Raw genomic sequence first — 20,065 nt, 5'->3', positions numbered from 1 at the left:
CAGGCGCATGTGGCGCCTGCCTTTCTTTTTGCTCTTAGCGGCTGGCGCCTGCGGCCTTCAGCGGCAGCACCTGGGCAGAGTTCTGCGTTGGCAAATGGCGCTTCGGCAACACAGACGGCACCGGCGCTGCTTCGTTGACGCGGAACACATCCACGATCCGGTCCAGTTCCCCAGCCTGCATTTCGGTCTGCTCGATAGACGCATTGATCTGTTCCACGAGCGCTGCATTGTGCTGGGTCATCTCGTCCATGACGCGAACGGCGACGTTGACCTCCTCGATGGAGGAGGCCTGATCGCGGCAGGCATTGGCTATGCCGTCCAGTAGAGTCGTGTTTTGCCGAACGGCTTCCAGCATGGCGGTGAGCTTGGCAGCGGCATCGGAAACGAGCCTTGAGCCGCCACTGACTTCCCGCGCGCTCTGATCGATCAGCGTCTTGACATCAGCCGAAGCTTGCGCGGCCGATTGCGCAAGGCGCCTGACTTCCACCGCAACAACCGCAAAGCCCTTCCCCGCTTCGCCTGCCCGCGCCGCTTCCACCGACGCGTTGAGCGCGAGCAGATTGGTCTGGAAAGCGATGTCATCGATCATGCCGATGATGGAGGAGATCTTAGCGCTTGAACTGGTGATTTCTTCCATGGCCCGGTTGGCCAAGCGCATCACCTCTCCGCCCTCTTCGGCAGAACGTGATACATCGCCCGCCTTTGCCGAGGCATCTTCGGCTTTGCGCGCATTTTCCACCACGGTGATGGCAAGCTGATCCATTGCGGCTGAGGTCTGCTCGATCGTAGCCGCCTGCTTGGTGGTGCGCTCGGACAGATCGTTGGCGCCCGACAAGATCTCGCTGGTGGCAAGCTTGACCGAACGCGAGGTTTCCTGCAGGCCACTCACAATGGTTTTCAGCTGTTCGACAGTTGTATTAAAGGCCTGGCGCAGCTCTTCATATTGCCCGCCGAAATCATCTTCGATATGGCCGCCGAGGTCCCCCCCGGCAAGGCGCGAAAGCCCGTCCTCAAGGCGCAGGACCAGCCTTTCGGCTTGTTTGCGCTGCGTGATATCGGTGGCGTATTTGATGATCTTGGTCAGCCCGCCACAGGGCGAAAAAACGGGATTATAGGACGCGGCGATCCAGACCTCGCGCCCGCCCTTCCCGATGCGATGAAATTCCTGCGCCACGGGCTTGCCCGCGCGAAGATTATCCCAGAACGCCTTGTAGTCGGGGCTTCTGCTGTAATCCTCCGATACGAACATGCTGTGCTTCTTGCCCACGATCTCATCGAGCCGATAACCCATGACATCGAGGAAGTTCTGGTTGGCGTCCCTGATCGTACCGTCAAGATCGAACTCGATCACAGCCTGCACGCGCGAAATAGCCGCGACCTGCCCCTGGTGGTCGGCATTGCTCATCGCCTGGCTGGTAATGTCCCTGGCGAACTTGACGACGCCGATCACCTCGCCGTTATTGCCGACAAGGGGATTATAGCTGGCCTGAAGCCAGACCTCGCGATTGCCCTTGGCGAACCGCTGGAATTCGTCGCTGTGGAACTTGCCCTTCTTGAGCTCCTGCCAGAACGCCTTGTAGGCAGCCGACCGGGCATAAAGGGGGTCCACAAACATGCTGTGATGCTGGCCAATTATCTCGTCGCGGGCATATCCCATTACCGCGAGGAAATTGTCGTTGGCCCAGCTGATCGTGCCGTCCGGTTTGAACTCCACAACGGCCTGGCTGCGCGAGATGGCCTCCTGCCAGCTTTTCATGCGCTGTGTTTCGCCACTTCCAGAAAATAATCGGAACAAATTGCTCTCCTGCGTCCGGCGCGCAGCATAGGGCATCATGGTTAATCAGCAGCAAATTAGCGCAAGGGTTTCAAGCGCTAAGGGCAGATGGGCGACCTACGCAGAACCGCGCAACTTCTTGGCGGGCGAGCGGGCCAAGTTTCATCAAGGCCGCTTTTTTAACGGTCCGATTAGCGAAGTATTGCGACGCACCGTGGGTTTCTGGATGGAGTTACCAAGCGGCTAGCCATGACTTACAAATTTAACAGACTAGATGCCCTGCGCGCACTCAATTTGCTCGATATGCCGCCGGCCGAGAGTTTCGACCGCATAACACGGATGGCTTCCCAGCTGTTTGGCCTGCTCATTGCGGCGGTGTCACTGACCGACACGGACCGGCAATGATTCAAGTCGCGCGTGGGGGTGGATCATTGGGAGATTCTACGCGAGCTGGCCCCCTGCGCCGAAGTGTCCGATACTTCGGGCACGCTGGTTGTGCAGGACCTTCTGGTCGACCAGAAATACAAGGACAGCGTGCTGGCCAGAGCGGTGGACGATTTCGGGACTGGCTACAGCAGTCTTGCCTATCTGCAGCGGCTTCCCGCTTATTGCGTAAAGATCGACCGCGCCTTTGTGATACCGCTGGCTGCAAGCAGGCCTGAGCTCCAGCTGGTCACCTCCATGACCAAGATGCTGCAGACCTTGGCTTCCGCGTGGTGGCAGAAGGCGTTGAAACTGCCGAAAGCTATGGGCTCCTGCGCGATCTGGGCTGCGACGAGGCGCAGGGCTATTTCCTCGCGAAGCCCCTGCCGCTTGTGGATTTCGAGAATTGGCTTGCCCAGCATAATAGGCGGCGCCTGGTCGCCTAAGGGTATATCAGCCGGCTTAGCCAACAGTGCCCAGCACGAAGTTCTGGTCCTGGTCGATCAAGGCGCCGGTCATGGGAATGGAGGCATCGCCCAAGAGAAACAGGGCCAGCCGCGCAACATCGTCAGGCTCCACAAGCCTGCCCCAGGGCATGCGCTTATTTGCCTCATCGAGCCAGCCGGGACCCTTGCCCAGAGTTTCGGCCTGCATGACCCGCTCGACCGGCGTGTCAGTCCAGCCCAGATTGATGCCATTGATCCGGATGCGGTCAAACCGGTGGGCGAAGGCTGCATTCTTGGTGAGGACCAAGGTTGCAGCCTTGCTGGCCGAATAGACCCCGAGTTCAGGCGTTCCGCCATGGGCGTTGATCGAGAGGATGTTGACAATGGAGCCCGGCGCCTTGCGTGCCTTGAGGTGCTGGATCAGCTGCTGCATCAGCAGCATGGGTGCGCGTGTGTTGGCAGCAAACATGCGGTCAAAGAATTCGGCATTGGCATCAACAACCGATCCGCGATCGGTAAGCGCCGCTGCATTGACGAGGCAATCGACCTGCCCGAATTTTGCGAGCGCTGACTCAAAGATCGCCTGCGGGGTGGCGCTATCGGCGAGATCTCCGGGGACAAATAACGCGGAGACGCCCAGCTCTTCGAGCATACCCACCGTCTGCTCGCCGCGTGACACATTCCGGCCGCCCACGACAATCTCGCTGACGCCCGAACGCGCGGCGCGCAGCGCAATGGCCTGCCCGACGCCCTGTGTGCCGCCGGTGACAACAAGAACTTTCCCATCCAGGCCGAAATCCATTCAACGCTCCCCCTCACCGTTTGCCGCTACTGTGCCGCTCTCCCTTGCCTCAAGGCAAGGGGAGTGAGAACGTGCCCGCCGGATGGATCATCGGGAGGCAGCATGGCCAAGGCAGGGATTGTGCGCACAGGCACGGCAGGATGGGTGTTCGCGCCTTGGCGCGGCACGTTTTTCCCCCAAGGCCTAGTTCAGAAAAAGGAGCTTGCCTATGCCAGTTCCCGCCTCGGGAGCATTGAGATCAATGCTACTTTTCGCGCCAACCAGAAGCCGGAAAGCTTCCAGAAATGGGCGGGCGAAATACCTGAACACTTTGTTTTCTCGATCAAGGGTCCGCAATTGGTGACTCACATCAAGCGGCTCAGGAACTGCGAAAGCGAGCTGGCCAATTTCCTTGCATCGGGGCCTTTGGCCTTGGGTATGAAGCTCGGGCCATTCATCTGGCAATTACCGCCCAATCTAAGCTTTGATGCCGGCGTGATCGAAGATTTTCTCGCCCTGCTGCCGCGAACGCCCGAGCAATATGTTGCGCTCGCCAGCAAGGCCGATGGCCGGCTCAAGACGGAGCCATTTCTCAAAACGGCCGGCGTTGGGCCGATCCGGCATGCCATGGAACTGCGCCACCCGAGCTTTGATGCGCCAGAGGTGAACGCGCTACTGACGCGCTTCAATGTGGCGCGCGTCATTGCCGATACCATCCAGCATCCCGATCGCACATCGACGGCTGATTTCGCCTATTGCCGCCTCCAGGGGCCAGCCCGACCCGACGCACAGGGATATGGCGAGCCCGACATCGCTGATTGGGCTGAGACCTGCCGGAACTGGGCAGACGAGGGCAAGGATGTGTTCGCGTATTTTGTCCATGAGGACAAGCTTCATGCCCCCGCCAACGCCATCGCTTTGCGCAAGGCGCTGGGCATCAACTATCCCGCTGATTGATCAAAACGCTGTTTCCCGCTGGAGTTCAGGGAGGCTCCGGTCTATCCAACGCCAAAGCGTCACCTGAGAATTTTGCCCATGGCCTCTTCCATTCTCCTCCCGCTCGACAAGAAGTCTGCCGGACTCGCCTTTGTTATCGGCTTCTTGACCATTGCCGCAGCCTTGGCGTCGCAAGTGATCGGCGGGCTGGTGCCGTGCGAATTGTGCCTCGAACAGCGCTGGCCTTATTATTATGGCTTGCCCTTGTTGCTGGCGGTGCTCGTGTTCTGGAACCGGTTGCCCCTGACGGTCTGGTATATCGCCATGGCGATCGTCACGGCGATTTTCATTTGGAGCGTTTATATGGGCGCCTACCATGCCGGGGTGGAATGGGGCTTCTGGCCCGGCCCCACCGCCTGCACGGGGGTGGGCGAAATCATGGACTTCAACGCGCTCAACAACATGACGCCGGTGATCGGCTGCGACGTGGTACAGTTCCGCCTGGCCGGCATTTCACTTGCAGGCTTCAATGCCCTGATTTCGCTTGGGATCGTTGCACTACTACTGGTTTCGATCTGGGCACAAATCCGGCATAACCGGCGGCGCTAAGGCTTAGGGCTCGAGTTCGATGTCCCAGTAGAGGTAGTCGAGCCAGCTCTGGTGCAAGTGGTTGGGCGGGAACGCACGACCATTATTGTGCAGATCATACACTGTCGGATGATAGGGCGCCTGATGGGGGAACATCTTAATCTCGCTGGGCATCCGATTAGCCTTTTTGAGATTGCAGGGGGCGCAGGCGGCTACGACATTTTCCCAAGTGGTCAATCCGCCCTTGGAGCGGGGGATCACATGATCAAAGGTGAGGTCTTCCCTGGCGCCGCAATATTGGCACTGAAAGCGATCGCGCAGGAACACATTGAAGCGTGTGAAGGCTGGATGGCGGGCGGGTTTTACATAATCCTTGAGCGACACGACGCTCGGCAGCTGCATTTCAAAGCTGGGAGAATGGATGATCGTGTCGTAATTGCTCACGATGTTCACCCGATCCAGACACACAGCCTTGATCGCATCCTGCCAAGACCAGAGCGACAGCGGATAATAGCTGAGCGGTCTGAAATCGGCATTCAGCACAAGCGCGGGACAGGCCTCAGGCGACACATGGATGGTCACATCAGGCTCCCGGAACGGGAATCGAGTAAGTCCATAGCTCCGTTATAATAGGCCCTTTGTGTCACCGCTGTGAAGCTGGATTAACACACTATTTACGCGGCAAGTTCCTGCAGGAATGTGCTGGCAAATTGGAGCCCATCGGGCGCTATTCCATGACGCGTCCCTCGGCTCACATGATAGCTGACGGGGACCCCTGCCCCACGCAAGGCAAGGTCGGCATCGGCGCTATGCTGGGGATCGACCACATCATCGAGATCGCCATGTACAAGGCAGACCGGTGGCTTAGGCAATTGATCCGATCCAAAGCCCTCAGGCGGCAGGAAAGCACCGGAAAAGCCGATAATGCCCATGAGTCTTTGCGGCAGGGACAGCCCCACATGCAGCGCCATCATCGCACCCTGGCTGAAGCCGGCCAGCACGGTTTGCTCGGACGCAATGCCAGTCTGACTCCAAAGGTCCTGAAGGAACTCCACGAGCACGGGCCTCGCCTGCGCAACCCCGGTCTGCCGCTTGGCGAGGCGGTCGCCATCAAAGCTGATGTCGAACCATTGAAAGCCGAACGCCGACTGCGCGCACATTTCCGGTGCATTGGGCGAAACAAACAAGGCGTGGGGTAGGATCGGCTGCCAATGCGGCGCAAGGCCAATCAGGTCATTGCCATCGCTGCCATAACCATGGAGCAGCACAACGGCTTGGCTCGGATCTTTGCCCGATGCAGGCGCCAGCATGGGTCCCGAAAGCTTGGTCACAACAAAATTCCTTCTCGGTCCCGCAGGACCGCAAAATAGCGCCAGAACATCAAGGCCGCAGCAGAGCGATGGGGCGACCAAGCCTCGGCAATGCCGATCATGTCCTTGATGGTTGGGCGGGCGTCAAGACCAAGGCCGTGCTGCACTGCCTTGAGGAGAGCCAGATCGCCGGCGGGGAAAACATCGGGATGCCCGGCGCAGAACATAAGGTAGACCTCCGCCGTCCAAGGACCGATACCCTTATGTGCCACAAGATAGGACACAGCTTCCGGGGCCGGAAGGGTTTCGAGATGGGTGAAGTCGAGCTCACCTGCCACGATGGCTTGCGCAATGACGCGAACGGTGCGGAACTTGCCGGAGGAAAAGCCCGTGGCCCGAACCTGCTCTTCAGTGAGCAAGAGATAGGTCTGCGGATCCAGGGCACCGGGCAGCGCCTCGAAACGCTTCCAGATTGCCGCAGCGCTGACGACCGACAATTGTTGGCCACAGATGACCTTGGCGATGCCGGGAAAGCCAGGCTGGGTGATGCGTGGCTCGACCGTGCCGGCGATTTCGCGCACGGAGGCGAGACGCGGATCCAGCGCCACCAACGCCTCCAGATGTGCGCTGACGGCCGCGGCGCTTTCAAGACGCGGTGACGGCTCGGCCAAACTCATGTAAGAAAAACCTGTGCCGCAATCATCCGCTAAACCCATTCTTCGTTTTGCCCCCAGCCCCAACGGGCGGCTCCATCTTGGCCATGCCTATTCGGCGCTTTACACCTGGAATGCTGCAAAGCTGCTGGGTGGTACGACCTTGCTGCGGATCGAAGACACTGATCCTGAACGCAGTAAACCCGAATTTGTCGCTGCCATCTTCGAGGACCTCCAATGGCTGGGCCTGCAATGGCCCGAGCCTGTGCTGCAGCAATCGGAGCGCTTCGACATCTATGCTGATGCCGGCAATGATCTGCGCGACCAGCATCTGCTCTATCCCTGCTTTTGCAGCCGCTCCGAAATTGCAGCCAAGGCTACCGACAAGGATCCAGATGGTGCGCCTTTGTATCCGGGCACCTGCAAGCATCTCAACCGCGGCGAGCAGATCGAGCGCCTCGAACGCGGCGATCCCGTGCAGTTCAGGCTCGATACCGCATCGGCCATGGCGCGCGTGGGCATGCTGACCTTTACCGTGCTAGGGCCGCTCGTAACTGATCGCCCGCAGATCCGCCACGCCCGTCCCGAGCGCTGGGGCGATGTCGTACTGCAGCGCAAGGGCACCCCCACTAGCTATCATTTGTCTTGTGTGGTGGATGACAGCGAACAGGGAATTACCCATGTGACGCGCGGGCGGGATATGGAGGCGGCGACGGACCTGCATGTGTTGCTGCAAATGCTGCTGGGGCTCCGATCACCCATCTACCATTTCCACAAACTGATCCTGGACGATGCTGGGCGGAAGCTGGCCAAGTCTCGCGACTCGGAAAGCCTGGGCGATTTGCGGGCAAAAGGCTGGACGGCCGCAGACGTGCGGCGGGCGGTGGGGCTCTAGGGCGAGTGCGGGCCGCGCCCGGCGAACCTCATCCATGCCTGTCGGAGGACGAGGTCGTGGCACCTGAAGTCTTCACTCGCCAGCCCTACTGCCCCTAGCTCCATTATGAAAAGCCCGGACGCCACTACTGGCATCCGGGCTCGTTGGTTCAATGGCTGCTCGACGCAGGTCGCGATGGGAGGGACAGCGCCCCGCGTCAGGATGTTTAGAGCTTGCCGATCGAACGGAAAGCGTCGGCATCGATGCCAAGGGTCCTCAGGGCCCGGGCCTTGGGCTGCCGCCCCGCCTCAACCGCCGACGCAGCGGCAGCGGCGCTGCCAAACACGTCGGCAATCGTGCCGAGGGTCGCAAACAAGCGATTGTTGCGCAAAGTGCTCATGACCATTTCCCTTTCAGACCCGATCGGATTGCCGGATCGCTTCATGACTAGGAAGATAGGCCTCGAAGGGGCGCTGGAGTAGGTCGAGACCATCAAGCCAGCCATGCACTGGGGTCATCGATCAGATCACTTAATTTAGTTTTCTGTAGAGTTAGGAGCTAAACACAACCGTACCCATGCGTACGGCGCATAGCGTCAACGCTGTGGCGATACGATTTCGCCCCAGCTATCGAGAAAGCGCTTTCGGCGCTGCTGGTCCAGGGACACAAGCAGGGCCGGACCCAGTGCTATGGGCTGGATGACCCCGAGTCCGCGCGCTGAAATGGCCTGGCTCGTCCAATCTCCCTGTGAACCAGGCATCAGTGATCCCAGGGCGGTTTCACCCGCGGCGATGTCCTGGCCGGCAGGCGACAGAGCGAAGTCGATGAAAGCCTTGGCGAGATCGGGAAAACGAGCTTCGCGCGGGATGAGCATGGACCGCGTCAGCACCAAGACATAGTCGTCGGGCACCACAATTTCGATGGGCGCCCCAGCGGCCTTCCGGGCAAAAGCGTAGGAGCCCAACACATTGTAGCCCAGGGCGAGCGATCCGTCGGCGACGCCGTTGAGAATGGCCGGGCTATGACCGGAGAAACGGGCATTGACGCGGCCGAAGGCGGCTGCCAGGCGCCAGAAATTGGAGGAGATCACCTGGTCCTGCGAAGCCAGCAGGTAGCCTACGCCCGAAAGGGCAATGTCATAGGTGGCAACCTGGCCGCTGAAGCGTTCGCCTTCTGCTTCAAGCATTTCGGCAAGACGGAGATGTGTGCGGGGCACTTCGGCAGGGCTGATCCGCTCGGGGTTGAAGATGATCACGGCCGGCTCGAAGGTGAAGCCGAACACCTCGTCGCGCCAATGCGCCCATGGGGGAAGCTGGTCGAGCCAGGGGCTCTGGTAGGCCATGGCATAGCCGTCATTGGCAAGCTTAACCTGAAGATCGGATGCCGAACTGATCAGCAGGTCCGGGGTGGGATCAAGTTCGCCGGCCAGGAACCGCTCATAGAGCGGGACGGAGTCCGTTTCTTCGTAGATCACCGTCACATCGGGCCGCACCCGCTGAAAGCCTTCGATGAAATGCCGGAAAAGGGGGGTGTCGGTCACACCCAATATGGTGAGCTCGGCAGCGCTGCTGTTATCGGGCGCGGGGTAGCGCGTGGTGGCGGCATGGGCCTGCTGAGGGTTGATTAGAAGCAGGCACACAAACGCGCCGGCAAGGCCAGCCAGCGCCTTGCGCAAAGGCTCCGCCTTCCCATCGGCTTTTACGACAGGCAATTCGATCTCCACCGTCAGGCCACCGCCAGCGCGCCCATGGAGCCGCAAGGCGCCGCCATGGGCCTCGGCTACGCGCTTGACGATGGACAGCCCGAGCCCTGAACCGGCCGTAGCGCCGCTCGCGCTGCCGCGCTTGAAGCGCTCCAGCACCATGCTTTTCTCGCTATCCGGGATGCCGGGACCCCGATCGCTGACCTGCAGGCGCAAGAGACCTTGCCCGACAGCGCCGCCGATCTGCACCGGTCCACTGGAATAAACCAGCGCATTGTCCATCACATTGCGCAGCATTTCGCGCAAGGCAACTCGATCCCCGCGCACCCGGGTTTCGCCAAGCGCGGCTGGACACTCAAGCACCAGGCGCTTTGCCTGCTCGGGATCGAGCCTTTGGCAGACTTCATCGATCACCGAACCGATGGCGCTCGTTTCTGTTTCGCCATTTTCCAGACGATGCGAAATGGTCGCTTCCATCAACAATTGGCTCACCAGTTGGCTGGCGTGAACGGCGCCCTGGTGGATACGTCCGACCCGGCGACGCAGCGCCTCAGGGTCCTGCTCCTCCATGGCGATTTCGGCCTGTGCCCGCAATGACGCCAAAGGCGTGCGCACTTCATGGGCTGCCTCGGCAACAAGGCCGGTGACCCGCTCCACCGCACTGCCCAGGCGCGCCATGAAGCCATTAAGAGCACCCACGAGGTGACTGACCTCATCGGGCACGGGAACATGGACAAGGGATAGATCGTCCGGCGCCCGGCCGCGCAACTCTCGCTCGAGCTGGTAGAGCGGGGTGAACATCCGACCGATGCCGAACCAGACAAGGGCAATCGCCAGAAGGGTCAGCGCAACAACCGGAATAAGGGCATTGCCGAAGATCTCGGCCGCCAGCGCCCCGCGCTCGTTCTGCGTTTCAGCGACATGGATGGTCACCCAATCGGTGTCGCCCCCCGAGGAGGTCAGCCGGCCAACACTGACCACCCGGACCAACTCGCCGCGATAGGTGATGTCGGTGAACAGGGGTCCTGCTTCCCGCATTTGCGGCAGCATGGCGGAGAGGTCTGCATAGCCCGTGACGGCAGCTCCAGCGGGATCTTCCACGGCATAGAACACCCGGTCGCGCCCTGAGAACATACCGAAGGAAGCAAAGGGCAGTTCCACAATGACATTTTCGCCCTCCACCTGCACCGCCCCGGCAATGGTGAGCGCCGAAGCGGCCAGCAGCCGGTCAAAGGCTCGGTTCGCCGATTGGTCGGCGTAGTCGCGGATGAAGATGATCAGCACCAGGGCTGCGCCAAGAAGAAGCGCCAGCGCCAGCGCCAGAATGCGCCGGCGGATGGAAAAGGGTCTAGCCGGCATGGGGCGGCCGCACCACGTAGCCGACGCCGCGCACCGTGCCGATTTCAATATCGGCCGCCTCGAGCTTGCGGCGCAGGCGCGAGATATGGAGCTCCAGCGCATTGACCGAAACAGCTTCGTCGAAATTGAACAGCTGGTTCATCAGCCGTTCCTTGGGCACCACCCTGCCAAGATTGGTGACGAGGATTTCAAGGAGCCGAAACTCGCGCCGGCCCAGCTCGAGTGACACCCCGCCCACGCTGGCATTGAGGCCCGCCAGATCCATTTCGAGATTACCGGCCGTCAGCAGGCTGCTGGTTTGCCCGCCCGAGCGCCGGATCAATGCACGTAGCCGCGCCTCGAGCTCGCGCAGATCAAAGGGTTTGACGAGGTAGTCGTCGGCGCCAAGATCAAGCAGGCTGACCTTGTCATCGATTTCCGAGCGCGCCGTGATAACAAGGATAGGCGCGCTGAACCGGCGGCGGCGCAGTTCGGCGATAAGGCTGATGCCGTCGCGATTGGGCAGCATGAGATCCAGCGCGACCGCATCGAAATCATCGCCTTGGGCGGCATGGAGAACCTCATTGCCGTCTCGCACCCACTCTACCGAATGGCCGGCATTGCGCAGGCGCTTTTCGATCGCCTCGCCCAAATCCTCGTTGTCTTCAACAAGCAAAATCCGCATGCATGCCCCAGTCTTTGGAGCGCACATTAAGGTTTGTGGATCGCCCTGTCTAAAAAAGAGTGCCCATCATCGCAGCCGCGACGGCAATGATGCCGAATGCGGCGAGGCCTGAAGCCACCATCATGATCTGGGCACGATGAAGATGCCCATGAGCGCGAGCGCGGCGGCGGGCCTCGGAAACGGAAAACATGTGGTCGGCATCAAGATTTGCCATGCGCTGGGCCCCTCAAGCACACCGGTCCGCAAACCGGCTGAACACATTCCTGGGTCGCCGCTTTGCGCTGTTCTCACCCTGCGAAATTAACGGTAATCCTGTAGGGCCAAGCCACGAACCGCATCTTCCAAATGGGGTTAATTTTACTCAAATGCGCGACAATCCTATCTTGTATGGAAGATAGTTGATCTCCAGCAGGGATCGTGGCAAGAACGCAGCCATGACCCATCTGCACCCCGATCGTCTGTTTCCCGCGTCCGAGCCCGCCCAATCGATTGCGCGTGAGCTCTATTATAATATCGCCGACTTGCCGCTGATCTGCCCGCACGGGCACACCGATCCGGCATGGTTTGCCAATAACGGGCGCTTCTCCGATCCCGCGGCATTATTCCTGACCCCCGACCATTACGTGTTGCGCATGCTACGCAGCCGCGGGCTGACCTATGACGATCTGGGCGTGCCGCGCAAGGATGGCAAGCCCGTTGCAGACGGTCGCAGCGCATGGCGCCTGTTTGCGGCCAATTATCATCTTTTTGCCGGTACCCCATCCAAGACCTGGGTCGACCATTCGCTCGACTGGGCCTTTGGCATCAAGGATGAATTGTCGAGCGAAACGGCCGACGCGATCTACGACACGATCGATGCGGCGCTCGCAACGCCTGAACTACTGCCCCATGCCCTGCTGGACCGCGCGCGTGTGGAGGTCATCGCCACCACCGAATTCGCTCTTGATCCACTGCTGCATCACCAGACCATGGAAACCAATGGCACCATAGGCCGCGTTCGCACAACATACCGCCCCGACGACGTCACCGATCCAAGCCGGCCGGCAATCGTTGAAAACCTACAAAAGTTCGGCGAGATCACTGGCGAGGACATCACGACTTGGGATGGGCTGATCAATGCCCACCGCAAGCGGCGCGAATATTTCCGTCACTATGGTGCTGTCGCAACGGATCATGGTGTGCCTACAGCCATGACCGCGGACCTGCCGCTTGTTGAAAAACAGGCGCTGCTTGAGAAGATTCTTGCCGGACGTCACGACGCTGCTGATGCCGAACTGTTCCGCGCGCAAATGATGACGGAAATGGCCTTGCTGTCGGTTGAGGACGGCATGGTCATGCAGATCCATGCCGGTTCGCGCCGCAACACCGACCCGTTGCTGTTTGGTGAGCGGGGCCCGGACCTCGGTGCCGACATTCCGGGCCCCACAGACTATGTCAATGGTTTGAGGGCGCTGCTGTCGCGCTGCGGCAACGAGCCCAATCTGCGCCTGATCATGTTCGTCCTCGACGAAACCACCTATGCGCGCGAGCTCGCGCCCATGGCTGGCTATTGGCCCTCGCTGATGATTGGCCCGCCTTGGTGGTTCCATGATTCGCCGCAGGGCATTCGCCGCTATCTCGACCAGGTCGTCGAAACTGCAGGCTTCTATAATCTGGCCGGCTTCAACGACGATACGCGGGCTCTACTTTCCATTCCTGCGCGCCATGATGTTTGGCGTCGCGAGGTTTGTGGCTTCCTGGGCCGCTGGGTCGGCGAGAACCGCATCACCAGGTCGAGCGCTCGAGATATCGCTCATCACCTCAGCTACCAGGCGGCCAAGGATGCCTACCGCCTGAGCTAGCCAGTTTGTTTGCTCCGCAATTATCGGCTATTGCTCGATAGCCGATAAGGGGCGGGCTGGCATGGACAGGGAACCAAATTGGGCGCTGTGGCGCAGCTTTGCCGCCGTGGTCAGCCATGGCTCCCTTTCCGCCGCCGCGCGCGAGCTGGGCATCAGCCAACCTACGGTCGGACGCCACATCGAGACGCTGGAACGCGATCTGGGCCTCACGCTTTTTGAGCGCACGCTGAGCGGGCTCAAGGCCAACTCTGCCGCGCTCCGCATTTTCGAGCCCGTTTCACAAGCCCAGGCAGCGCTCGCCCAGGCCAGCATGATGGCCGAAGGCGCACAAGCCGAGTATAGTGGCACGGTGCGCATCACCGCCAGTGTGATGATCTCGCATTATGTGCTGCCGCCCATGCTGGTTGCCATCCGTGAGCGCTATCCCCGCATCGCCATCGAGATCGTCCCCGCGGACTCCACTGAAAACCTGCTGTTGCGCGAAGCCGATATCGCCATTCGCATGTTCCGACCCACCCAGCTGGAACTGGTGACACGCCATTTGGGCAACATCCCTCTCGTGCTGGCCGCGCACCGGAGCTATCTGGACAGGCGCGGTACGCCGCAAACACCACTTGAGCTCACCGACCATGATCTGGTTGGCCTCGATCGCTCCGACGCCATTATCGATTTCGCGCAAGCGCGTGGACTACCTTTGCGACGCGATCATTTCGTCTTGCGTACCGACAATCAGGCAAACCAGTGGGAGCTGGTTCGAGCGGGGCTGGGCATCGGCATTGCCCAGGGCAATCTGTTGCATTTGACGCCCGGCCTTGTTGCCCTGCCCGTTGACCTAGGCATCCCGCCGCTCGAGGTTTGGCTCACCACGCACAAGGAAGTGTTCACTTCCCATCGCATTCGCGCCATTTACGATGCTCTGGCCGAGGGGCTCGCTGCGTATATAAGAGGCTAGCCCGACCCCACCGAGGATTCCATGGAAACCCTTCTCAATATCGCCATCGCCTTGGCTCTGCTTTTCGTCGTGATCGTGCTGATCATGGGATTGTGGAACATGCTCAAGGGCGGTCCGGGCAATACCAGCCAACGCCTGATGCGCTTGCGCGTTATCGGCCAGGCCGTGGCACTCGCCCTGCTTTTGGGTGCGCTCTTCCTGTTTGGCGGGCGCAGCTAGGCAATGGTCAAGATCAACGTCATCTACACCCGCACTGGCGACGACGGCACGACCGGCCTGGTCCGCGGCCCTCGCCGGCCCAAATACGATATCCGCATCGATGCCTATGGAACGGTGGAGGAGGCCAATGCCACCATTGGCCAGGCGCGGCTGCATACCGGCTCCATGCCCAAGATCGATATGCTTTTAAGCCGCATTCAGAACGACCTTTTCGATGTCGGCTCCGATCTAGCCACACCGGGGCAGGACGACCCCGCGGCCGAGCACCCGTCCCTGCGCGTGCGTCCCGTGCAGACACTGTTTCTGGAAAAACAGATCGACCACTACAATGCCGATCTGCAGCCGCTTAAAAGCTTTGTCCTCCCGGGTGGCACGCCGCTCGCGGCATGTCTCCACCTCGCCCGCACAATCACGCGCCGGGCCGAGCGCCTGACAGTTGAACTTGCGGCAGCCGAGCCCGACACCAACGGGGAAGCTGTGCGCTACCTCAACCGCCTGTCGGATCTCCTGTTCGTTCTTTGCCGCGTTGCCAACGGCAATGGCGCCCGCGACGTGCTCTGGGTGCCGGGCAATTACGGAGACCTCAAGAAGGACAAATAGCCCAAAGCTTTGTTTACCGCTTGGCTCTAGGTTCGTTCCTGGACATCACCCAAGGAGGTCCGGATGAACACTGACCTGAGCATGCAGGTGATGGCGATGAATTCGGCCAAGCTGCAGGGCAGCGTGCAGATTGCCGTCTTCAAGAAGACGCACGAGATGCAGGCCGAATTGCTTGATACGCTCATGCAGTCGGCGCGCTCGGCGCCACCCCCAGGACAGGGCGCGCTAGACAAGCTCGCATAAGGGGCTGGAGGACGGCGATGGGCAATCCGCTCGGCATCGGCTCAAGCGTCATGATCAACCGCATGGTGGATCGCTCCGGCACGCCAGTGGAGGCCCAGCTTGGCAAGGTGGCTGAACTCAGCCTCGCGCTCCAGCGGGCTATCAGTGACGAGCAGGCTCGGGCAGCGCTGCTCAGCCCTGATGGAGAAGCCGAGACGCCTGTGGTTGACTCAGGCGCCGTGGTGGACCGGCTGATCTAGCTGTGACCTCTCACCGTGAGGCTATTGGACGGGCCGCTTAGGCGCCCAAGCGGAGCAGTGTTTCCACCACCGCACGCCCGTCATCGCTGTTCCACTCGGCCGGGCCCTGCAGCACGGCAAGCTCGCACCCGTTCTCGTCCAGCACCAGCGTTGCAGGTAGCCCCACGGCCACGGCCTGCTGCTTGAGCCGCTCAAACGCTGCGAAAGTGTTGTCGGCATAAAGCGGCAGATTGCTGAACTGGTTCTCGTCCAGAAACGCCTGCGCCTTTTCGAGCCCGCCGGCACCAATATCGAGATTGATCGGCAGCACCATGAACGCATCCGAATTGTACTGCGTCGCCAAGGCGTCGAGCGCCGGCATTTCCTCCCGGCAGGGCACGCACCAACTGGCCCAGAAATTGACGAGGAGCTTCTTGCCCTTGAAATCAGCGATGGTCACCGGCTGGCCCGCAGCGTCCTTGAACGCCATCGTGCCGTAGCCACGCCCTTCCCCCGTGCCATTGAGCGCGGCGAGCTCACCCACTGCTGCGTCCCCGATTGCTGTTGCCGCTTCTTCCTGCACGGGGCATTCCCGCGCCTCTCCGGCATTGCCCAGCATCACCCACGCAGCTATAGCTAGCACCAATCCAGCCAAGCCCAGGATGATCGCCAGCCGGACGCTGCGTGTTGCTCCGGGGCGGGGCGCATGCGTATCGGTCATAAACGGTCTCCGAGGTCATTCAATGAGCAACAAGATGTGGGGCGGCCGGTTTGCAACCGGACCCGACGCCATCATGGAAGAAATCAACGCATCGATCGGATTCGATCAGCGTCTCTTCCGCCAGGATATTGCCGGATCGATCGCCCATGCGACAATGCTCGGTGAGACGGGCATTCTGACGCATGAGGACCGCGACAGCATTGTTGCGGGTCTAAACGAGGTATTGGCCGAAATCGAGGGCGGCACTTTCACCTTTTCGCGGGCGCTTGAAGACATTCACATGAATGTCGAATCGCGCCTGCGCGAAAAGATCGGCGATGCGGCCGGTCGCCTGCATACGGCGCGCTCGCGTAACGATCAGGTCGCGACCGATTTCAAGCTCTATGTCCGCGACACAATCGATACTCTGGTGGTTCAGGTACACACCCTTCAGCTCGCGCTGGTGGAGCGCGCAGAAGCGGAAGCCGAAACCATCATGCCGGGCTTCACCCATCTGCAAAGTGCCCAGCCGGTGACCTTTGGCCACCATCTGCTGGCTTATGTCGAAATGCTGGGCCGCGACGCGGGACGGCTGCTGGACGCCCGCAAGCGCCTCAACGAAAGCCCGCTTGGTTCTGCGGCACTGGCCGGTACGCCCTACCCCATCGACCGCCATATGACGGCTGAAAAGCTCGGCTTCGATCGCCCCACTGCCAATTCGCTCGATGCCGTTTCAGACCGCGACTTCATTCTCGAGACGCTGGCGGCTGCAGCCATTTGCGCCATGCATCTTTCCCGCTTCGCCGAGGAGATGGTCATCTGGAGTTCGGCGCAGTTCGGCTTTGTACGGCTGTCGGATAAATTCACCACTGGCTCCTCCATCATGCCGCAAAAGCGCAATCCTGACGCCGCCGAACTGGTGCGCGCCAAGATCGGTCGCATCCTGGGCGCGCTGACGAGCTTGCTGGTTGTGATGAAAGGCCTGCCGCTCGCCTATAGCAAGGACATGCAGGAGGACAAGGAAGTTGCCTTTGACGCGCTTGATGCTCTCTCGCTTTCCCTCGCCGCTATGACCGGAATGATCGGGGATATGATGGCCAATCGAGAGCGCATGCGGGCTTCGGCTTCGGCCGGATTCTCGACGGCGACCGACATTGCCGATTGGCTGGTGCGCGAGCTCAATATTCCCTTCCGCGATGCCCATCACATCACGGGGCAGGTCGTGGCTCTCGCCGAGCAGAAGGGCTGTGAATTGGAGGGCCTCACTATCGAGGACTTCAAGACGATCGATGAACGCATCGACAGCCGTATCCACAAGGTGCTGACCGTGGAAGCCTCCGTTGCAGCGCGGCAGTCCTATGGCGGCACGGCACCAGCAAATGTGTTGGTGCAGGCAGCTCGCTGGAAAACCCTGCTAACGGGACAAAGCCATGAACCCAAGCTCTTGGGCAAGAAAAAGCATGGCGGCCATGGCGATGGCGGGGTTGAATAGGTCGGGCGAATAAGTCACCGTCTGCCCAAGGCAAACACGGAGCGAGCGGTGCCCAGATCAACCCGACAGATGCGGCTCACCGAGCGTCATGTCGGCTATCTGCAACCGCTTGATCTCGCCGAGGAGATGCCGCCACCGCCCGAGGGCTATCATGCGGCAACGCCCGAGGATCACCAGCGCACCATAGCCGAGCTGATTAGCCGCGAAGGCGACATGGGGGAGGTCTGGATCTTTGCCTATGGCTCGCTGATCTGGAAACCAGCCTGCGATTTCGTGGAAATGCGCACCGGCCTGGTACGCGGCTGGCACCGTGCCTTTTGCCTCGGCTGGAACAATCGCTTCCGCGGGTCGGACGAAAATCCTGGGCTGATGCTGGCACTTGATCGTGGCGGCGCCTGCAAGGGCGTCCTTTATCGCCTGCCGCCTAATCGGATCGAAGAATGCATGACGCAGCTCCTTGAGCGCGAAATGGCCTGGCTGCCTTCCGCCTTCCCGCCGCGCTGGGTCAATGCCCGCGCCGGCGACAGGACCGTCAGGGCATTGACCTTCTGCATCGATCGGAATTCGGGTCGCTATGTCTCGGGCCTTTCGGTTGAGGAGATCGCCCACGTGCTCGCAACGGCTGTCGGCTCGCGGGGTTCGATGGCCGAATATCTGTTTGCCACCGTCCAGCACCTTGAGGAAATGGGCATCCATGATCCCCATCTCTGGCAGCTGCAGTCCCTGGTAGCCGACCGCATCGAAGCCGCTTATGAGCCGGACCGGTAAGTCTTGCTTTTGTTTTTGCCATCACTGCACTAGAGCATGACAACCCTTCTTTCTTGGGGAAGAAGCGTGTGCAGCATTGGTCCCGGGTTCAACTTCATGGTGAGCCTGTCGAACCACAAGGTTGAACGGCACCATGCCACGACCTCGTCTTTCGACAAGCTCAGGATGAGGTCTGTTGCGGGACCCCACCGGGAAGAAACAACAGCCTTGGTCCACCATTTCGAACATCGCGGCGACACGCTTTTTGCCGAGGACGTCAACCTCAATGACCTTGCGACGGAGGTGGGCACGCCCTTCTATGTCTATTCAGCAGCGACGCTGCGCCGACATGTGCGCGTGGTGAAGTCTGCCTTTGAAGGCATTCCGACCCTGCTCGCCTATGCGATGAAGGCCAATTCCAATCAAGCCGTGCTCAAGCTCATGGCTGCCGAAGGCGCTGGCGCCGATGTGGTGTCATTGGGCGAGCTGGAGCGCGCCCTGGCGGCAGGCATCCGGCCGAACATGATCGTGTTTTCTGGTGTGGCCAAGACCATCGCGGAAATGCGCCGGGGACTTGAGGCTGGCATCAAGTGCTTCAACGTCGAAAGCGAACCCGAGCTCGAGCGGCTCTCCATGGTCGCGGCCGATATGGGGCTGACCGCAAGGGTATCGGTGCGCATCAACCCCGATGTCGATGCGCGCACGCACGCCAAAATCTCCACTGGCAAGGCCGAAAACAAGTTCGGCATTTCCTATCAGCGTGCCCATGAGGTTTATCAGCGCATTGCCGATCTGCCTAATGTCGAGGCTGTCGGCGTTGACATGCATATCGGCTCGCAGATCACCGACCTTGAGCCCTTTGGCAACGCCTTTGGCCTCATGGCCGAATTGGTGACGGCGCTAAGGGCGCAGGGTCACCACATCGAGCACGTTGATGTGGGTGGCGGCTTGGGCATTCCCTATAACGTCGACGAAACCGCCCCACCCCTGCCCAGCGCCTATGCCGCTGTTGTCCGGGACAAGATTGGGCAGCTCGGTGTCAGCCTTGTAATCGAGCCGGGCCGCTTGCTGGTGGGCAATGCCGGCATCCTTGTCACCAAGGTCGAATACGTCAAGGAAGGCAGCACCAATTTCGTGATCGTTGACGCAGCGATGAACGATCTTATCCGCCCCACCCTCTATGAAGCGCACCACGATATTGTGCCGGTAAACCATTCCAATCTCGCCCCAATCAAGGCCGATATTGTTGGGCCCGTATGCGAAACGGGTGATTATTTGGCCAAGGCGCGCACCATGCCCGGCGTCAAGGAAGGCGACCTGCTCGCAGTAATGAGCGCGGGGGCCTATGGCGCTGTTATGGCGTCGACCTATAATTCGCGCGCCCTCATTCCCGAAGTGCTGGTGGATGGCGACCGCTTCCATGTGATCCGCCCGCGCAAGTCGCTGGAGGAGCTGATCGCGCTCGACAGCGTGCCTGACTGGCTCTGACTCCCTTTGCGTTCGGCGGGCCCTTTGACTATGGTCCGCGCGCATTCAACCCGGC

The 20,065-nt window shown here is 60.6% G+C and carries 23 protein-coding genes and 1 pseudogene; 14 read left to right on the top strand and 10 right to left on the bottom strand.

The window, feature by feature from the left end:
• Positions 1-34 precede the first annotated feature (34 nt).
• Positions 35-1,795 (bottom strand): methyl-accepting chemotaxis protein, encoded by a 1,761-nt coding sequence (locus tag DDE77_RS14685; RefSeq protein WP_245895279.1) that lies wholly within the window; start codon positions 1,793-1,795, stop codon positions 35-37.
• 228 nt (positions 1,796-2,023) lie between these two features.
• Between DDE77_RS14685 and DDE77_RS19525 the strand changes: the two genes are divergently transcribed.
• Positions 2,024-2,179, top strand: coding sequence for a hypothetical protein (locus DDE77_RS19525; RefSeq protein ID WP_157959845.1), 156 nt, complete (start codon positions 2,024-2,026; stop codon positions 2,177-2,179).
• Positions 2,180-2,191: 12 nt separating this feature from the next.
• Positions 2,192-2,643 (top strand): annotated as a pseudogene (locus tag DDE77_RS20230) (EAL domain-containing protein).
• A gap of 16 nt (positions 2,644-2,659) precedes the next feature.
• On the opposite strand, the gene DDE77_RS14670 reads toward DDE77_RS20230, so the two are convergent.
• The gene (locus tag DDE77_RS14670; RefSeq protein ID WP_108398224.1) at positions 2,660-3,445 is read right to left on the bottom strand and encodes an SDR family oxidoreductase; all 786 of its coding nucleotides are present in this window, start codon (positions 3,443-3,445) and stop codon (positions 2,660-2,662) included.
• Between the two features lie 102 nt (positions 3,446-3,547).
• Here DDE77_RS14670 and DDE77_RS14665 point away from each other — a divergent pair, with 102 nt between their 5' ends.
• Together DDE77_RS14665 and DDE77_RS14660 are read left to right on the top strand one after the other, a co-directional pair.
• Positions 3,548-4,381 carry a DUF72 domain-containing protein gene (locus DDE77_RS14665; RefSeq protein WP_108398223.1) on the top strand — a complete coding sequence of 278 codons (834 nt, stop codon included), beginning with the start codon at positions 3,548-3,550 and terminating at the stop codon, positions 4,379-4,381.
• A gap of 78 nt (positions 4,382-4,459) precedes the next feature.
• Positions 4,460-4,969 carry a disulfide bond formation protein B gene (locus DDE77_RS14660; protein ID WP_108398222.1) on the top strand — a complete coding sequence of 170 codons (510 nt, stop codon included), beginning with the start codon at positions 4,460-4,462 and terminating at the stop codon, positions 4,967-4,969.
• Between the two features lie 3 nt (positions 4,970-4,972).
• On the opposite strand, the gene DDE77_RS14655 is transcribed toward DDE77_RS14660, so the two are convergent.
• From DDE77_RS14655 to DDE77_RS14645, 3 genes are all read right to left on the bottom strand, one after another.
• On the bottom strand, positions 4,973-5,530 hold the full coding sequence (locus tag DDE77_RS14655) for an HNH endonuclease (protein WP_108398221.1): 558 nt from the start codon (positions 5,528-5,530) through the stop codon (positions 4,973-4,975).
• A gap of 92 nt (positions 5,531-5,622) precedes the next feature.
• Positions 5,623-6,279: an alpha/beta hydrolase gene (locus DDE77_RS14650; RefSeq protein ID WP_210204402.1), complete on the bottom strand. Its 657-nt coding sequence runs from the start codon at positions 6,277-6,279 to the stop codon at positions 5,623-5,625.
• Positions 6,276-6,935, bottom strand: coding sequence for a DNA-3-methyladenine glycosylase family protein (locus DDE77_RS14645; protein WP_108398220.1), 660 nt, complete (start codon positions 6,933-6,935; stop codon positions 6,276-6,278). The genes DDE77_RS14650 and DDE77_RS14645 overlap by 4 nt, the downstream gene beginning before the upstream one ends.
• Positions 6,936-6,948: 13 nt before the next feature.
• On the opposite strand from DDE77_RS14645, the gene gluQRS reads away from it, so the two are divergent.
• Positions 6,949-7,806 carry a tRNA glutamyl-Q(34) synthetase GluQRS gene (gluQRS, locus tag DDE77_RS14640; protein ID WP_245895278.1) on the top strand — a complete coding sequence of 286 codons (858 nt, stop codon included), beginning with the start codon at positions 6,949-6,951 and terminating at the stop codon, positions 7,804-7,806.
• 205 nt (positions 7,807-8,011) lie between these two features.
• On the opposite strand, the gene DDE77_RS19690 is transcribed toward gluQRS, so the two are convergent.
• From DDE77_RS19690 to DDE77_RS19520, 4 genes are all read right to left on the bottom strand, one after another.
• A complete protein-coding gene (locus DDE77_RS19690) occupies positions 8,012-8,185 on the bottom strand; it encodes a hypothetical protein (RefSeq protein WP_170116531.1) in 174 nt (57 codons plus the stop codon).
• Positions 8,186-8,380: 195 nt separating this feature from the next.
• The gene (locus tag DDE77_RS14630; protein ID WP_108398218.1) at positions 8,381-10,846 is read right to left on the bottom strand and encodes a sensor histidine kinase; all 2,466 of its coding nucleotides are present in this window, start codon (positions 10,844-10,846) and stop codon (positions 8,381-8,383) included.
• Positions 10,836-11,510 carry a response regulator transcription factor gene (locus tag DDE77_RS14625; protein ID WP_108398217.1) on the bottom strand — a complete coding sequence of 225 codons (675 nt, stop codon included), beginning with the start codon at positions 11,508-11,510 and terminating at the stop codon, positions 10,836-10,838. Before DDE77_RS14625 ends, DDE77_RS14630 begins: the two co-directional genes overlap by 11 nt.
• Before the next feature lie 49 nt (positions 11,511-11,559).
• Positions 11,560-11,724: a hypothetical protein gene (locus tag DDE77_RS19520; RefSeq protein ID WP_157959844.1), complete on the bottom strand. Its 165-nt coding sequence runs from the start codon at positions 11,722-11,724 to the stop codon at positions 11,560-11,562.
• A 220-nt stretch (positions 11,725-11,944) separates the two neighbouring features.
• Between DDE77_RS19520 and uxaC the strand changes: the two genes are divergently transcribed.
• The 6 genes from uxaC to DDE77_RS14595 all read left to right on the top strand — a co-directional run bounded on the left by uxaC (position 11,945) and on the right by DDE77_RS14595 (position 15,604).
• Positions 11,945-13,351 (top strand): glucuronate isomerase, encoded by a 1,407-nt coding sequence (gene uxaC / locus DDE77_RS14620; protein WP_108398216.1) that lies wholly within the window; start codon positions 11,945-11,947, stop codon positions 13,349-13,351.
• A gap of 61 nt (positions 13,352-13,412) precedes the next feature.
• The gene (locus DDE77_RS14615) at positions 13,413-14,303 is read left to right on the top strand and encodes a LysR family transcriptional regulator (protein ID WP_108398215.1); all 891 of its coding nucleotides are present in this window, start codon (positions 13,413-13,415) and stop codon (positions 14,301-14,303) included.
• Positions 14,304-14,324: 21 nt separating this feature from the next.
• Positions 14,325-14,522 (top strand): twin transmembrane helix small protein, encoded by a 198-nt coding sequence (locus tag DDE77_RS14610; RefSeq protein ID WP_108398214.1) that lies wholly within the window; start codon positions 14,325-14,327, stop codon positions 14,520-14,522.
• Between the two features lie 3 nt (positions 14,523-14,525).
• Positions 14,526-15,122: a cob(I)yrinic acid a,c-diamide adenosyltransferase gene (locus tag DDE77_RS14605; RefSeq protein ID WP_108398213.1), complete on the top strand. Its 597-nt coding sequence runs from the start codon at positions 14,526-14,528 to the stop codon at positions 15,120-15,122.
• 63 nt (positions 15,123-15,185) lie between these two features.
• Positions 15,186-15,365 carry a putative motility protein gene (locus tag DDE77_RS14600; protein ID WP_108398212.1) on the top strand — a complete coding sequence of 60 codons (180 nt, stop codon included), beginning with the start codon at positions 15,186-15,188 and terminating at the stop codon, positions 15,363-15,365.
• Between the two features lie 17 nt (positions 15,366-15,382).
• Positions 15,383-15,604, top strand: a complete 222-nt coding sequence (locus DDE77_RS14595) for a hypothetical protein (protein WP_108398211.1) — start codon at positions 15,383-15,385, stop codon at positions 15,602-15,604.
• Positions 15,605-15,641: 37 nt separating this feature from the next.
• On the opposite strand, the gene DDE77_RS14590 is transcribed toward DDE77_RS14595, so the two are convergent.
• The gene (locus DDE77_RS14590) at positions 15,642-16,304 is read right to left on the bottom strand and encodes a TlpA family protein disulfide reductase (protein WP_245895277.1); all 663 of its coding nucleotides are present in this window, start codon (positions 16,302-16,304) and stop codon (positions 15,642-15,644) included.
• 22 nt (positions 16,305-16,326) lie between these two features.
• On the opposite strand from DDE77_RS14590, the gene argH reads away from it, so the two are divergent.
• From argH to lysA, 3 genes are all read left to right on the top strand, one after another.
• Positions 16,327-17,775, top strand: a complete 1,449-nt coding sequence (gene argH / locus DDE77_RS14585; RefSeq protein ID WP_108398210.1) for an argininosuccinate lyase — start codon at positions 16,327-16,329, stop codon at positions 17,773-17,775.
• 48 nt (positions 17,776-17,823) lie between these two features.
• The gene (locus DDE77_RS14580) at positions 17,824-18,543 is read left to right on the top strand and encodes a gamma-glutamylcyclotransferase (protein ID WP_157959843.1); all 720 of its coding nucleotides are present in this window, start codon (positions 17,824-17,826) and stop codon (positions 18,541-18,543) included.
• 165 nt (positions 18,544-18,708) lie between these two features.
• Positions 18,709-20,010, top strand: a complete 1,302-nt coding sequence (gene lysA / locus DDE77_RS14575; protein ID WP_108398356.1) for a diaminopimelate decarboxylase — start codon at positions 18,709-18,711, stop codon at positions 20,008-20,010.
• The last annotated feature ends 55 nt before the right edge of the window (positions 20,011-20,065 follow it).

Origin of the sequence: Devosia submarina (genome assembly GCF_003056345.1) — a bacterium.
Lineage (GTDB): Bacteria > Pseudomonadota > Alphaproteobacteria > Rhizobiales > Devosiaceae > Devosia > Devosia submarina.
Note: the sequence above shows the minus strand (reverse complement) of the source record. Positions and strands in the feature narration are given on the sequence as shown.